The sequence below is a fragment of the Paenibacillus sp. FSL K6-0276 genome (genome assembly GCF_037977235.1).
Classification (GTDB): domain Bacteria; phylum Bacillota; class Bacilli; order Paenibacillales; family Paenibacillaceae; genus Paenibacillus_AQ.
The window spans coordinates 5,773,822-5,789,289 of the sequence record NZ_CP150276.1 but is presented as its reverse complement, the minus strand read 5'-3'; the positions used below and the strand labels follow the sequence as shown (position 1 = coordinate 5,789,289).

12 protein-coding genes are annotated in these 15,468 nt (G+C 46.7%); 10 read left to right on the top strand and 2 right to left on the bottom strand.

Translation table 11 applies throughout. The annotated features are described in order from the left end of the window. Window positions 1-394: 394 nt before the first annotated feature. Both MHH52_RS27295 and MHH52_RS27290 read right to left on the bottom strand, forming a co-directional pair. Window positions 395-1,114, bottom strand: coding sequence for a 3-ketoacyl-ACP reductase (locus tag MHH52_RS27295; protein ID WP_340005505.1), 720 nt, complete (start codon window positions 1,112-1,114; stop codon window positions 395-397). 125 nt (window positions 1,115-1,239) lie between these two features. Further along, complete coding sequence (locus MHH52_RS27290) at window positions 1,240-2,787, bottom strand: FAD-dependent oxidoreductase (protein ID WP_340005503.1); 1,548 nt, start codon at window positions 2,785-2,787, stop codon at window positions 1,240-1,242. A gap of 156 nt (window positions 2,788-2,943) precedes the next feature. On the opposite strand from MHH52_RS27290, the gene MHH52_RS27285 reads away from it, so the two are divergent. From MHH52_RS27285 to MHH52_RS27240, 10 genes are all read left to right on the top strand, one after another. Next, window positions 2,944-4,302, top strand: coding sequence for a spore germination protein (locus tag MHH52_RS27285; RefSeq protein ID WP_340005501.1), 1,359 nt, complete (start codon window positions 2,944-2,946; stop codon window positions 4,300-4,302). Then, window positions 4,299-5,402 carry a GerAB/ArcD/ProY family transporter gene (locus tag MHH52_RS27280; RefSeq protein WP_340005499.1) on the top strand — a complete coding sequence of 368 codons (1,104 nt, stop codon included), beginning with the start codon at window positions 4,299-4,301 and terminating at the stop codon, window positions 5,400-5,402. Before MHH52_RS27285 ends, MHH52_RS27280 begins: the two co-directional genes overlap by 4 nt. Next, entirely contained in the window at window positions 5,399-6,496 is a 1,098-nt protein-coding gene (locus tag MHH52_RS27275; RefSeq protein WP_340005497.1) for a Ger(x)C family spore germination protein, read from the top strand. Before MHH52_RS27280 ends, MHH52_RS27275 begins: the two co-directional genes overlap by 4 nt. 91 nt (window positions 6,497-6,587) lie before the next feature. Beyond that, window positions 6,588-6,983, top strand: a complete 396-nt coding sequence (locus tag MHH52_RS27270) for a transcriptional repressor (protein WP_149645372.1) — start codon at window positions 6,588-6,590, stop codon at window positions 6,981-6,983. A 228-nt stretch (window positions 6,984-7,211) separates the two neighbouring features. Further along, on the top strand, window positions 7,212-9,206 hold the full coding sequence (locus MHH52_RS27265; RefSeq protein WP_340005494.1) for a methyl-accepting chemotaxis protein: 1,995 nt from the start codon (window positions 7,212-7,214) through the stop codon (window positions 9,204-9,206). Between the two features lie 121 nt (window positions 9,207-9,327). Continuing rightward, window positions 9,328-10,140: a uroporphyrinogen-III synthase gene (locus MHH52_RS27260; RefSeq protein WP_340005492.1), complete on the top strand. Its 813-nt coding sequence runs from the start codon at window positions 9,328-9,330 to the stop codon at window positions 10,138-10,140. A gap of 206 nt (window positions 10,141-10,346) precedes the next feature. Further along, window positions 10,347-10,985, top strand: coding sequence for a ThuA domain-containing protein (locus MHH52_RS27255; RefSeq protein ID WP_340005490.1), 639 nt, complete (start codon window positions 10,347-10,349; stop codon window positions 10,983-10,985). Between the two features lie 97 nt (window positions 10,986-11,082). After that, entirely contained in the window at window positions 11,083-11,430 is a 348-nt protein-coding gene (locus tag MHH52_RS27250; RefSeq protein ID WP_340005488.1) for a polyhydroxyalkanoate synthesis regulator, read from the top strand. After that, complete coding sequence (locus MHH52_RS27245; RefSeq protein ID WP_340005486.1) at window positions 11,431-13,098, top strand: AarF/ABC1/UbiB kinase family protein; 1,668 nt, start codon at window positions 11,431-11,433, stop codon at window positions 13,096-13,098. It begins immediately after the preceding gene. A gap of 387 nt (window positions 13,099-13,485) precedes the next feature. Further along, window positions 13,486-15,288 (top strand): DEAD/DEAH box helicase, encoded by a 1,803-nt coding sequence (locus tag MHH52_RS27240; protein WP_340005484.1) that lies wholly within the window; start codon window positions 13,486-13,488, stop codon window positions 15,286-15,288. Window positions 15,289-15,468 lie beyond the last annotated feature (180 nt).

Sequence of the window (15,468 nt, the reverse complement as noted above, 5' to 3'; positions counted from 1 at the left end):
AGATAAGTGTATTCTCTGCAACTAAATTCTATGAATCTGGTGAATAGTCGAGAATTGCTTTCTTTTAGTTGCACAGAGTGCAATTAAAGTATGAAGGATCCTCTAATTACGCTGAATAAATGTACAAAGTGCAACTATTGTCTATTCAAACGCTAAGTAGTGCCCAAAGCTCGAAGTACCTATCACAATTACAAGAATCCACCACAATCACTACAAGTACCAATCATAACTAAAAAGCACCTACCTCAACTACAAGTACCTAATCTCCAGCTACCTACCCAAACCCCAAAATGGGGTTTCATTGCAGAATGTGCAACAGAACAGCCAGAATATAGTCTACATAAGGCATTCTACTGTACAAAGTACAGCTGGAGTAGAACCAGCTAGCGCTGTTTTATTGCGGATTGGTGGTCCAGAGTCCTGCTGTTTTTAGGAAGACACGGTCCGGTAGCTTCAAGGCTGTTAACGCCAATTCAGCTACATCCTCAGGCTGCATCATGCGGTCTTCATCACCGATCTTAAGTCCAGCGTTGGAAGCTAGTTCAGTGTTTACAGTGCTTGGAGTCAAGGCTACAACGCGGATATTGTGCCTGCGCACCTCTTGTGCGAGGGCTTCGGTCATGCCCATCAGTGCGAACTTGGATGCGCAGTAAGCAGAGCCTGTCGCGAAGCCGCGTTCTCCGGCTGTAGAAGAGATGTTGATAATATTTCCGCCATTCTTCTCAATCATAGCCGGCAGTGCAGCGCGGGTTACGTAATAGGTACCGTAAAGATTGACTTGGATGTGACGTTCCCAATCCGCAGGGTCCATTTCTACTAAAGTGCCGAATTTTGCAATTCCGGCATTGTTGATTAATGCATCAAATGTTCCTAACTCATTTTGCAGGGAAGCCACAGCACGTTCAGCATCTTCGCGTACAGCGATATCCGCTACGGCAATGCTAACTTTAACGTCGTATACTTCCGTTAAGGCTGATTTTAACGCTTCGAGATCGCCTGAAGTTCTGGAGATCAGGCCCAAATTAGCACCTTCCTTAGCTAGTGCCATGGCCAAGGCTTTGCCGATCCCTTTGCCTGCGCCAGTAATTACAACGCTCTTTCCTCTCAAATCCATCTCTATCGTCACTCTCCCTTAAACATTTTTGAAGCTAATGCTTCATTCACGTCTATTATACCTGAATGCTATAGGGCAATTACAATCGCCCCTAAGAAAACGGTTTGCAGATTTTCATGAAAAACTCATTCATATATCTTCGTCAGTGGTACCGAGGCGGGCCCCTCTAATACTTCTCCATCATAGGAGAAGCGAGAGCCATGGCAAGGACAATCCCAAGAACGGTCGCCATCGTTCCATTCGCATTCACAGCCCATATGACTACAGGTTCTGTCCACCAGATGTAGCGTACCTTCTGGATCTTTGTAGGCGCCAACTCGTTTGCCGTCATGGAAGACAACAGCCCCTTCGTCTGCTTTTAAATCACTTGTCTTTTTGTGGACGATTTCAACTTTGCCGGCTACTAGCTCTTTTGCCACATTGGCATTTTGAACGATGAAGCTCTTTATGCTGGCGCCTACTTTAAATCGGGATGGATCGTACAACTCCGTATATGGATTATCTTTACGCTGAATCTGATCCGAGATGATTTGAGCGGACAAGGTACCGCTTGTCATGCCCCATTTTCTGAATCCGGTGGCGATATAAATCTCTTCGTTGCCCGAAATCCTGCCGATGTAGGGGACCCTGTCGAGGGTAATTAAATCCTGTGCTGACCAGCGATAAGGGATCGATTTGATGCCGAGCAAGTGGCTTGCAAATAATTCCAGATTCTCATAATGACCTATCGTGCAGATGCCTTGGCCTGTCTTATGATTCTCGCCCCCGACGATAACCAGATTACGGCCTTCCCATTCAACCGCACGCAGAGAACGGGTGGGTTCACTCGCGCTTAAATATATCCCTCCCTCAAACTCCGTTTCAGGCTGGATCGCCAGACAGTAGGAACGTTCAGCATGTAGTCGCGAGAAATATAGCGCACCTCCATCGTAGAAGGGGAAATGTGAAGCCGACACGGCGTAACGACAGGTGATCCGATAGTCGTTCTTCTCCGTAAAAAGCGTAAGCTTATCGTTCTTCTCCACCTTGTTTGCCATCATCGTATGTTCATAGATCACGCCGCCCTTTTCCACAATTAACTTCAACAAGGCCTTCAAATATTGCAGTGGATGAAAGCGGGCTTGCCCTGGTAATTTAATAGCACCACTCGCCATCAGAGGGATAGAGACGTTATCCAGCCATTCCCCGGGCAGACCCAATTGTTCATAGGCTTTATACTCTTCCTCCAGCTGTTTAAGCGTTTTATGATCTTCAGCATCCGCGTACAGATAGGCCGCCTCACGTTTCATGCCGCAAGACACTTCAAGTTCTTCCGCCGTATTTAGGATCCAGTCCATTGCCTCATTGTTCGATTGATAATAGAGCCGGGCATTCTCTTCCCCGAAATGCTTGATCAAATGGTGATAGATTAGACCATGCTGAGCGGAGATTTTGGCACTTGTAAAACCCGTAGTCCCGCTGAGAATTTCCCCTGCCTCCAATAGCGTGACTTTGAATCCTGCTTTACTTAGCAGATAGGCTGTAGTGATTCCTGTAATACCGCCGCCCACTACTGCGACATCTGTAGAAATATCTTCAGTTAGCTCTGGAAAAGCCGGTAAATCCGTGGTGCCTCTCCAAAATGATTCCGGAAACTGCGGGAGACCTTGCGTTATTTTTCGGTGTGGATCCATCTATTATCCCTCCATCTGTACAATCCTCATCTCATTTATTACCACAGTCCCGTTAAAAGAAACTCCGTATTCACAAGTGTAGTGCATGAAATTAGAGAAACAGTGCCAAAATAAGGTGGCATCCGGGAAGCACAGGATAAATAGGAGGGATGATCCATGTCAGTTCAACAAGATAAGCACAATGTTTCTCTGGAATGGATCAAGGATCAGTTGAATGGGTTTGCCGATTTAATTGATAAGACGCTCGTCGCACCTTTTGGGCAGATCAACCTGCTTTATATTAAAAGTGTTACAGATTCGCAGACCCTCAGACGCCATGTAATTACACCCTTCTATGAGATGGAAAATATCAACGCTTACCGGGATTACATTTTGACGTATCCGGGCAGTGAAGAGGCGACAACGAGGGAAATAGCGATCGAGCTTTTGCTTAGCGGCTATGTTCTTCTGGGCATAAATGATGTGATCTGTTTATTCGATGCTATGAGTACGGAGAGCAGCGGTGTTAGTGAAACGTCTGCAGAAAGCATTTCACAGGGACCTTCAGATGCACTAACGGAGGATCTTGCGGTTAATCTGAACATGATTCGTCGACGCTATCAATCCACTAATCTCAAAATGGAAACCATGATCATCGGCGATATCTCCAAAACAAAGGTGGCAATTTTATACGACATTAGTCGTGTTGATCATAACGTATTAGCGGAACTAAGGGAGAAGATGAATACACTAAAGGTTGATGTATTGCAGGCTACGGGAGAACTTGAAAAATTTATAAGCAGTGACAGTCTGAGAATATTGCCCAAGTCCATTGTGACCGAAAGGCCAGATAGAGTCGTGTTTAATTTGTCTGAAGGAAAAGTAGCAATATTGCTGGATACAACGGGATATGCGATAGTGTTGCCTTCTATATTTAATGATTTCTTTACATCCATGGATGATAAAATCCAATTTCCTATCGTGGGCCGTTTCTTAAAGCTACTCCGAATTATCGGTGTGTGCATGACGTTGTGGCTGCCTGCGGTCTATGTAACACTTACCTCATATAACCCAGAGATTATTCGTGTGCAGGTTGCACTGCTCATTTCGGGTAGTCGTGCGACCGTGCCTTATCCATCTGTTGTGGAAGTGCTCTTAATGCTTATGATGATGGAATTTCTGACAGAGGCGAGTTTACGGCTCCCTAAGGCGATTGGTCCAACGGCTACGACCGTAGGAGGCCTAATCTTGGGTCAAGCAGCGACGGCGGCAGGGCTAGTAGGTAATATTATGATTATTTTGGTCTCTGCCGTTGCGATATCCAATTTTCTGATCCCGCTGAATATGATGAGCTTGTCGATACGCGTGCTGAAGTACATTTTTCTTATAGCTGCCGCTGTTCTAGGAATGGTTGGTGTAGTGGTCTGTGTCGTGGGATTCGCGATGTATTTATGCAAGCAGCGTAGCTTTGGACAACCTTATTTCAGATTGTTTTATCTTGACAACCTTGGTAAGAAGAAGGGCGGGCAACAATGATGGCCAAAAGCCGTTATTTCTACTGTCTTTTTCTGATGAACAGCTTGATCAACATCATTAATTTTGTTCCTAGGGAACTAATAGACAGACGCTTTGACGGTGCTTTGTTCTCCATACTAATTGCAACGGTCATTGGCACTTTATTTGTCTATATATTTACTGTATTAATTGCTAAATTTCCTGGAAAGGGGTTTCCGGAAATATTTAATCCTCTTTTGCCTAAGCTGGTAGTCAAACCTTTACTAGTGTTTTTTGCTGGTTTATGGTGTGTGGCTGGGGGGATTACATTGCTCTCTTTTGTAGATATTACGCTGCGGTATATTAGTCCAGATTCAAGTCCGTATACTGTCGTGATTAGTTTTCTGATCCTGGTCTGTATCTGCTGTCGCTTTGATTCTCTATCACTTTTGTATGGTCTTGAAATCATTCTCTGCGTGACATTACCGTTAATTCTCTATGGCATCGTAAAGGCGCTGATCAATCCGGATTTTAATTGGGATTCAGTTCTGCAGGTCACTACATACGTCTGGCATAAGCCGGATCTAATGAGCCTTGCGGCAGCCACCTTTTCGTTCAGTGGTTATATTAATCTGGCGATATTTAATCGGGTATTTCATGGGTTAAAGCTGAAGCATGTCTGGATTTTAGGGGTGGAAGGTCTGCTCGTACTTCTCTTGACCTTTTTGGTCCCTATCGGTTATTTCGGAACCGCTGCGATTGAGAGACATGTATATACGTGGTTCTCGACGGCAGACAGTATCCGGATTGAATCCTTTATTATTGAACGGATGCTGTTTATTTTTTATTTTGCCTACATGACTTTATCTCTGGTAAGTGCAATCGTTCATTGGCATGTGGGGCTAGAACTATTTAAAAGTGCCATCTCATCTGCGAAAAAACAATCCCCAAGGGCAGAGCAGTGGAAAGAGTGGATCATCCTGTGTTTATTCAGCGGAGTGGTTCTCTCCTTAATCTGGATGGATCAATATCAGCTCAACGTGATGGGCGCTTGGTTTCTACAAATCCGTTGGTTTGGTGAGATGTTCTTAATCGCTCTGCTGTTTTATTGTTATCGTAAAGTAAGGAGGCAGGGTTTGTGAGAAAAGTACTTAGTGCAATAGGAATTGTGTTACTGCTACTCCTTCCCGGCTGCGACTTCAAAGAAATTGATTTGCGGATATTCGTACTGGCGATTGGTATTGACCCTGGTGAAGGAGAAGGGACTTTCAAGATTAGTTTGAAACTTGCCATCCCTCAGGGTGATGTTACCAAAATTGATGAGAAGATGCAGATATTAACCGAAGAGTCCCCGAGTATCTCGGAAGCGCTTCGTAGAATGAAATCTAGGGTATCGAAGGAGCTGGATTATTCACATTGTAAATCGATTGTTTTTGGGGAAGGGATTGCGCGCAAGGATATTCAGCATGTGATGGATTGGGCGGTGCGGCGCAGAGATATTCAGCTTATTCTCAATTTTGGAGTTGGGCGTCCAGATGCGCTTCGAGTGCTGCAGGTAAGACCCAAATCGGAGCATATCCCATCGAACTCTCTTATTGTGGCTATGAGTGGTCAGGGAACGGAGTCTCCTTTTATTTCCAGTGTGTATTCCTTTCAACTGATGAGAAATATTTATGAGCAGGGGATTGATCCGATTTTGCCTATTATCGAGACCGAAGGGAAAAATGAGTTTGTAATTAACAAAATCGCTCTGCTGAATAGCCAGAAAATCAAGATGGTTCTTACACCGAACGAAACCCGTCTGTACAATCTGTTATCGCGCTCAAACCTGCGGACCAATTTACCAGCCCATTTTGAGGGAGTCATGTATCAGTATTACACCGAGAGATCATCCTCGAACTATAAAATATTAAATCCGGAGAGTGGGAAAGCTACTATTCGATATCATATTAAGATTAAAGGGATCCTCGAAGAGAGTAGCAGCCCGGATTTGGTGACTCATGGTATGTTGGAGGAAATTGCGAAAGCTGGAGGAAAAGAACTAGAAAAAGATGTATTAGCGTTGTTCACTAAAATTCAAGCTAGCGGTCTGGATCCATTTGGGTGGGGTCTGCACTATGGAGCTAGGCATTTTAATAATGATACAGAAATGGAAGTGTGGAAGGGGCTCTATGCGGGTCTCGATTTTCAGGTCAAAGCTGACGTAGATATTAAATATTCTGGATTGATCAAGTAACTGAGAAAGTAATGAGTGGATAAAAGTGGGATTGACGTTCTTACATTCACGATTTATACTTGATCTAAAAACAAGTTAGAGGATGATAGTAATGAAAAGCCTAAATTTGACTTCCCAACGTCAAGCCGTTTACGATATCGTCCTTAATTCACATGACCATCCCACTGCTGCGGAAGTAATGAACCGACTAGTAGAACAAGGTCATAGCTTAGCATACGGTACTGTATATAACTCCCTACGTTATCTTTCAGATAAACAAATGATTCGTGAGCTTAAGCTTGGTGAGGCTGCCAGCAGATATGATGCCCGCATGGATGATCATCAGCATATCATTTGCGAGGTTTGCGGTGCGGTTGACGAGGTAATGAACCAAGTTCCACGAGACTGGATGAACACAGTAGCCAAGGATACAGGTTACACCATTGGTCATGCCCATGTGGTATTCGGAGGCGTCTGCCCGAACTGCAAGAACAAGAGTATGAACTAGGATGAAAGAACCGGAGTCTTTTGCTGCGGCAATGATAATTAAATAAGCATATTTGAGTAGACCGCTGCCTTTGAAGCGGTCTTTTTGTTGCGTTTATATGACAATTCTTAAGAATGATGAGAAAAATGAAGAAAGATAGGAGGAAAATCGGTTCCAAAGGCGGATATATAATTATATATTAAGTCTGGTAAATATGTCCTTCTTTAAGACTAGAAGAGAGAGAGTGTGATGACATCTATGAACAAAAAAGCAGGAATGACTATCCGAACCAAGTTAATTCTTACATACCTACTAGTTCTGCTGTTGCCCAGTATCATTATCGGCTGGCGAACCTATCAATCTGCCAGCCATGAAGTGGAAGATCAACTGGTGAACAATGCTACCGAAAGTGTTGTGGCAGTAAATGAAATCATCAACTCGAATATTCAATCCAAAATAGATGCTGTTTCTTATTTTGCCGCTGAGTTCACCGCTGAGGGGACCAACAGTGAGGCAACTGGGAAGACGGTAGCTTCTATGAAGGACAGATTAAAGGAATATGCTGTGCTACATCCTGATGTGCTGGACATTTATGTTAGTACAAGCAGGGGGCAATCCATCCATGCTTTGGAAGCTAAGCTGCCTGAAGGCTACGATCCAAGGCAGGAAACTGCCTATGTTAATTCTCTGAAGCACGGGAAAGGTGTTGTGATCTCTCCGGCCTTTCAAACCGTAAATCAGGAAACGGCGATTGCGATATCAACGGTTCTGAAGAGCGGAGACGGGGTGGTTACCTTGAGTCTCAACCTATCCGCATTAGGAGACTTAACCTCGACTAAGGTTGGTAAGGAAGGATATATTATTATTCTTGATAACAGCAAGAAATATCTTGTTCATCCAACAGAGGTTATTGGGCAGGAATCATCCGATGATTTTGTTAAGAAAATGTTCGAGGAAGAACAAGGTTCTTTTGATTATGTAAACAAGGATACACACAAAAAGATGACGTTTATGGTTAATGAGCTTACGGGCTGGAGAATCGGGGGTACGATAAGCATAGATGAAGTGACTTCGGCAACGAGCGGAATCCGCAATACAGCGCTGCTTGTTATCGTAGTTTCCGTTCTACTTGCACTGATCGTTATCTATTTTAATATTCAATCTATTCTGCGGCCGCTTCTCCGGCTGCGGAAAGCAACTGCAGTGATAGCGCAAGGCGATCTGTCCGAAGACATAGGGGCTTTCCGCAAAGATGAAATTGGCCTGCTAGCCGAGAACTTTCAATTAATGGTGCTCAGCTTGCGGGAGATGATCATTGGCGTACAGGAGATGACGAGCAATGTCTCCTCTTCAGCCGAAGAGTTAACCGCCAGTGCAGAGCAGAATGCCCAAACGATTGAGCAGATGACGATAGCGATTCAGGAAGTAGCGGCAGGGACAGAACGGCAGGTTATCGGTGTGCGAAAAGGAATGGAAAGTACAGCGGCGACGACAAGCGAAGTGGATCATATTTCCGTATATATGGAGCAGGTGTCTGCGATGATGGACAAGACTTCGCTCTCTGCTTCAGAAGGAAATGATTCGGTCATCAGCGTGGTGGATAAGATCAATGGTATCCATGAAACAGTGGGAGAGCTTGGCAGTGTAATCGACAAGCTAAATGAAAGGACCGGTCAAATTGAGGGCATTGTCGGTGTCATCACAGGGATTGCCCGTCAGACTAATCTGTTAGCTCTTAATGCTTCTATTGAGGCCGCCAGAGCTGGAGAGCATGGCCGTGGATTTGCCGTTGTTGCTGCCGAAGTGCGTAAGCTGGCAGAGGAATCAGAGAGATCAGCGCATCTGATTGCACAGCAGATTACCGCCATTAATAGTGAAATGACGCTGGTAACCCATACGATGGAAGATACAAAGCAGCGAGTAACCGAAGGGATTGAGGCCGTGGATACTTCCGGACGTTCCTTCTCACGTATTCGTAGAGCGGTCAAGAGTGCCGCGGAGAAGATTGAGGCAATGGGCGGGGCTGTACAGACCTTATTGGTGGAGTCAGATCATATGGAGAAGGCTATTGGAGAGATTCGCGGAATCACCGAAGAAGCGGCTGTAAGTACAGAGACCATCGCAACGGCAGCGCAAGAGCAGCTCGCTTCTGTTGAAGAGATGGCATCTTCGTCTACCGACCTTAGCCGTCTTGCGGAGGAACTGCAGAAGCTTGTGAGTAGCTTTAAAATACACTCTTCCTAGCAATAATATATATTTCAGATAGGAGAACGATGCTTTTATCTTCCCTTTTGCAGTCCTTTGCAAGTATACTGATAAACAATAATGTTGGGTTAGGCAACGGAGAGAGGAGAGATAATAGTACATGGCAGAGCAATTGAAAGGGTTCACGGTCGCCTTGGCGGGTCCGCGTAAATCGGAAGAAATGGCCAAGCTGGTCCAAAATATGGGAGGTACGGCGATATGCCGACCTGCCCAAGGTACTGTATTTCTTGATGATGAGGCATTGGAGGAAGGATTGAATTCATGGATCAACCATCCTCCTTACTTGGCAATTCTTACCACAGGCATGGGACTGGATGCTCTCTTCGAAACGGCTGAACGCCTGAATATCGCTGATCGTTTCTTAGAAGTACTTTCTGGTTCTATTATTGCCGCACGGGGTTATAAGACAGTGAATGCTTTGAAAAAAAGAGGGCTTACGCCGGAGGTTCGCGATGACGATGGAAGTACGATCGGGCTGATTCGTGGGCTTCAATCCCTGGATTTGCAGGGCAAGGAAGTCGTTTTGCAGCTGCACGGCGATCCAGCTCCACGTATGCTCGCATGGCTGCAGGAGGCTGGGGCGAATACCCGCCAAGTGCTGCCGTATCGTCATACTCCACCAGAACCAGGTGAGCTTGAAAAACTGCTTACAGAAATCACAGAAGGTAAGATTGATGCCGTGGCTTTTACGAGTGCGCCACAATTTCGTTTCCTCTCTCAATTTGCTCGGGAACAGGGCAAGCTGGAGGAGATGCTGGAGTCTTTCGAGGATAAAGTGCTAGCTGTTTCTGTAGGGCGTATTACCTCTGAGGCGCTTAAGGAAGAGGGCGTACAACGTATCATCATGCCTGAGCATGAACGGATGGGAAGCATGATTGTAGAGCTGGGCAAATATGTGGCGGCGAACCGCTAGACTATAGTATGCGGCAGCCTTACAAGATTGACGTTACCAGGCAGAAGCATTCCCGCCGGATTCACTGGGTGGGGATGCTTTTTTGCCCGGAAGATGATGCCTTAAGAGTAGTAAACCTGCCATCTGCATGGACATTCGCAGCAGTTTTCCTTAGAATATAGGCAACATGTGACGAATAATAACAATGAATAAGGAGGAGGATCCCCATGGACAAAAGAAAATGTCTACTACTTGGTGATTATACCCATCCCCGTTTCCATCCACTTCAAGGAGTGGACCAACAAATTAGTGAGATCTTAAATGATTTATTAACCGTTCAGTGTTCGGAGAATAAAAAATTGATGCGAATTGAGCATTTGGCAAGTTACGACTTATGTATTGCCTACAACGAATTGTGGAACGAAACCGTATCTCCTCAGCAAACGGCTGGTCTACTCAGCTATGTGAGCGGTGGTGGAGGACTGATTGTTCTTCACACAGGTGCTTCATTGACGAAGCGAAACGAACTAGCTCAGCTGATCGGAGGCCGCTTTAAGGGGCATTCCGCTTACGAGCCGATGAACTTTAAGGTGCTAGAGCATGACATTACTGAGGGCGTTGAGGATTTCCAACTAGATGAAGAGCCTTATCATTTCGAATTTGATCCGTTCATGGAGCGGACTATTCTGCTTCAGTATGAATCAGAGGATGGATGGTTGCCAGCTGCATGGTGCCACAGCTATGGTTTAGGACGAGTAGTATTCCTTATGCCTGGTCATCATGAGCCATCCTTCCTCCATCCAGCACTACGTAAACTGATCCTGCAGGCGGCTACTTGGGCTGCTCGTATTCCGATCACTAACTAAGAAATGTTGTGTTTTTTTTGAAATATCTACACAGTGGGGTATACTTTAATCATAAACTCCGTTTGTAATGAAACGGAATCTTTGGGAGGAAAGTACTATGAGTGATTTGTTTAAAAAAGCGATCTCTTTAGGAGTGGGCCTCACCATTGTCAGTAAGGAAAAAGTAGAAAAGGTTGTTGAAGAACTAGTGAAACGTGGGGAGCTTGCTCCTTCGGAGTCTAAGGCCCTCGTTGATCGGCTGATTGAACGCGGTGAGGAAGAGCGAGGTATGCTCAAGTCTGTAGTACAAGAACAGGTACAACGCGTGTTGAAGGAAATGAAGGTTCCTGTACAAAGTGATATTGACGAGCTGGAAAGCCGAGTTGCTGTATTGGAGCGTCGATTGGCCGAGCTGGAAGGGATTTCCCATCTAGAAGGAACATCGGCGGAAACGCGTACGGACTAAATGGCAGTACGCATTAGACATACCGGACGTTACCGGTCCATTGCCATGGCGCTTATGCACCATGGTTTTGGCTATATGGTGGAGGAGCTGGGCCTCTATCATGTATTATCCCTTCCACGCCGTCTTGTAACGCAAGAGGCACACACAAGTCTTACGCTCGGGGAGCGGATTCGGCTGGTATTGGAGGATTTGGGCCCAACCTTTATTAAGCTCGGACAACTCGCCAGTACCCGTTCGGATCTGCTACCTGATTCTATTATTCAAGAGTTGGTAAAACTACAGGATAATGTACCACCTTTCCCTGTGGAGCGCGTGCGCGCTATCGTGGAGCATGAACTGGATCAGCGTATGGATGAAATCTTTAGTTCCTTTGAGGATACTCCTCTTGCTGCTGCGTCGATCGGTCAAGTGCATAGAGCTGTTCTTTATAGTGGACAGGTCGTGGCTGTTAAAGTTCAGCGCCCTGGCATTTTGCGTACGATGAGCAGGGATTTGGAAATTCTCAAAGATCTAAGCGCCCTTGCAGAAAAGCAGCTAGGCTGGGCGAGGCAATATCAGTTGTCCCGTATGGTAGAGGAATTCTCGAAATCGCTAATTGGCGAGTTGGATTACAGTCAAGAAGGGCGTAATGCAGAGAAAATTGCTCAACAGATGGATTATGACGGAGTCTACATCCCGGATATCTTTTGGGATTATACATCGGCACGAGTGCTGACGATGGAATATGTGGTAGGGATTACGCTGAGTCGTCGCGATGAGCTACTGAGTAACGGCGTTAAGCTTAAGGATATTGCTCAGAAGCTCGTGGAAATGATGCTAAGACAAATCTTCATTCATGGTTTTTTTCATGCTGATCCTCATCCAGGAAATGTTATACGGATGGATGATGGGAAGCTGGCTTTGATTGATTTTGGCATGACGGGGCGACTGAACGAAGAGATGAAAGAGCAGCTGTCTGCGCTTATCATCGCACTGATGCGCAAAAATACGGATGCTATGGTCCGGGCAATCTTGCGTCTCGGAGTCATCCCAGAGGATACTGATCGAGCTGCACTGCATAATGATATGGATCGACTACGCGATGAGTATTATGATGTTCCGTTCAGTAAGATGAGCATAGGCAAAGCGCTGAATGATCTGTTTGGCATTGCTCGCAAGCATCGATTAGTTCTTCCCCCGGATCTAACGATGCTGGGCAAGACGATGCTGACGCTTGAGGGTGTCATTAGCAACTTGGATCCAACAATCAGCATTTTAGAGATGGCAGAACCTTTTGGACGCGAACTTGTGAAGCAGCGATTTAGTGGTCCACGATTACAGCGTAAGCTCCTTGGAGGCGTAGCCGATTTAACGGAGAGTCTTCTAGAGCTTCCTGGGCAGGCTAGGCAGTTATCCGCGCTAATTAGTAAGGGGAAGCTAAAGGTAGAGATTGTGGCACCCGAGTTAGAGCATTTGGAGCGAAAGCTGGACCGGGTTGGGAACCGCTTAGCATTTAGTATTGTGATGCTTGCGTTCAGTATCATCATGGTTGGACTCATTATTGGCACTGCGATGCGCGGTCAGCCTTCAGTGTTATGGAATTTCCCTACAGTGGAGATTGGTGGCGTAGTGGCGCTTCTGATGTTCTTATGGTTGATCTTTGCGATTTTTAAATCGGGAAGGTTCTAGCCTCCAGGGTAGAATAATTATTATTCTGCAGTTTCACACAAATGCCGTTCTATCAAGTACAATATAAAGGATAACTTTCTAAGCTTAACTTTACTTCTATTGTATAAAGTGGAATGGAACGCAAATGGAGTGCCGTCTAAACGTCCGGTGGATCGCTGCTGCCCAGAAACCGAACTTTGACCGCACTCTTTTAACGGGTCAAGGGATACATGGGACGGAAGAATGCCGGTGACGGGGTTCTTCCGCTTTTGTTTGAATATAGCTGAATCGGAAGCATACGCCCCCAAAAGGACAGTCGATATGGGCTGCCTGAATAGGGCTTTGGAAGACGAAAGTTAAGAAAGAGATGGAATCAAATTAAACTGAGAGAATAGTGAGGTGGAGAATTTGCCGGGATTTAAAGAATTAGGAGTTTCAGAATTACTGTGCACATTGCTTCAAGGTCAAGGCATCGTTAAGCCTACACCAGTGCAAGAGGAAGCAATTCCGCCATTGGTGCAAGGACTTGATGTGATTGCCAGAGCAAAGACAGGAACAGGGAAGACATTGGCCTTCTTGCTGCCAATTATGGACAAGATCCATACCGAGCGAGCTTATCCGCAGGCGCTGATTATGGCTCCAACACGTGAGTTGGCTCTGCAGATTACGGAAGAGGCACGTAAGCTGGCTCGTCATACGGACATCAAAATATTGGCGGTTTATGGTGGTCAAGATGTGGAGAAGCAGCTGCGTAAGCTGGAAGGTGGAAGACATCTTATTATCGGTACACCGGGCAGACTCTTGGATCATATGCGCCGGGAGACGCTCGACCTTAGTGGCGTTAAGATGCTCGTTCTGGACGAAGCCGACCAAATGCTGCATATGGGATTCTTGGAGGATGTAGAGACCATTATTACGGCTGTTCCTTATCGTCGTCAAACGATGCTGTTCTCTGCGACTATGCCAGATCCGATTAAACGCCTCGCTGCTAATTACATGAAAGAGCCGCTGGATATCATTATTAAGAGTGGTTCCCCGATTCCGCTGGATAATATCAAACAGCAAGTAGTGGAATGCTCAGATCGTAATAAAGAAGAAGCACTCAAAGCATTGATTGAACGGGATCGGCCGTATTTGGCTATTATTTTTTGCCGGACCAAACGGCGGGTGTCCAAGCTGAATGAAGCACTCCAAGCAGCAGGTTATGATTGTGATGAGCTGCACGGCGATTTGTCCCAAGGTAAACGTGAAGGTGTGATGAAAAGATTCCGTGATGCGAAGCTGCAGCTTCTTGTAGCCACAGATGTAGCGGCTCGGGGTCTGGATGTCGAAGGTATTACTCATATCTTTAACTATGATATGCCACTTGATGTGGATAGCTATATTCACCGGATTGGTCGGACAGGCCGTGCCGGAGGCAAAGGACTTGCAATTACGTTCACTTCTCCGCGTGAGCAAGATGGTCTAGACTTGATCGAGCACGGCATTTCGCAGCGCCTGGATCGTCGCCGTTACGATAAGGATGAATTCGGCGTTGGCGAATTCATCGCTGTGCAAGGCGGCGGACGCCACGGCGGTCGCCAAAGCGGCGGCGCTGAGGCAGCGCGCACGGGCCGCGGACCGAAGACCGGCGGCTCTGGCCGCGGCGGATCTCCGCGCGGCGAAGGCGGAGCGCGGCAAGGTGGCCGCGGCCGCGGTAAGGAAGCAGGCGGCTGGAGCAAGCCTGCTGAACAAGGACGCCGCAGCCGTTCCGATGCGGCAGATGGCAAGCGCGGCGGCGGCAGCTACGGCGCTGGTGCACCTAAGGACGGCGGCAAGGCTGCCGGCGTAGTGAGAGTAGGCGGCGGCTATGGCGCCTTCGCCTCCAGAGGCGATGCGCCAGCTAGCGGAAACGCAGCAGCGCCTAGCGCCGGTTCGCGCGGTGCGAACCGGAAGGGCGGCCCAAGCACTGGCTACAGCGAGAACGTAGCCAGAGGCGCAGACGGCGGTGCTTACGCTGGCGGCACACCACGAGGCGGCTTAGGCAGCGGCTACGGTGCAGGCCCGTCCAGAGGCGGCGGTAAAGGTGGTAAAGGTAGCAAAGGCGGATACGGCGGTGCTAAGGGTGGCGCTGGTAAAGGCGGACGCAACAGCGGAAGCGGTGGATCTTCTCGCGGTGGCCGTGGCAGCTCCGGCGGCTTTAAAAGCGGCGGCAGAGGCACATCCAGATAAAGTAAGTGGAATTTTATAACTAAAACTTGTTACCATAGGGAAGTTAGCGGACAAGCTAATCACCTATGGTAACTTTATTTTGTGGATGGATTTGAGCGATATTTGTCCAAAGAAGGATCTTAGTGTAACATTTTTGAAGGAAAGCTTGTCTAATAGATAAATAGAGTGTTTCGACTTCGA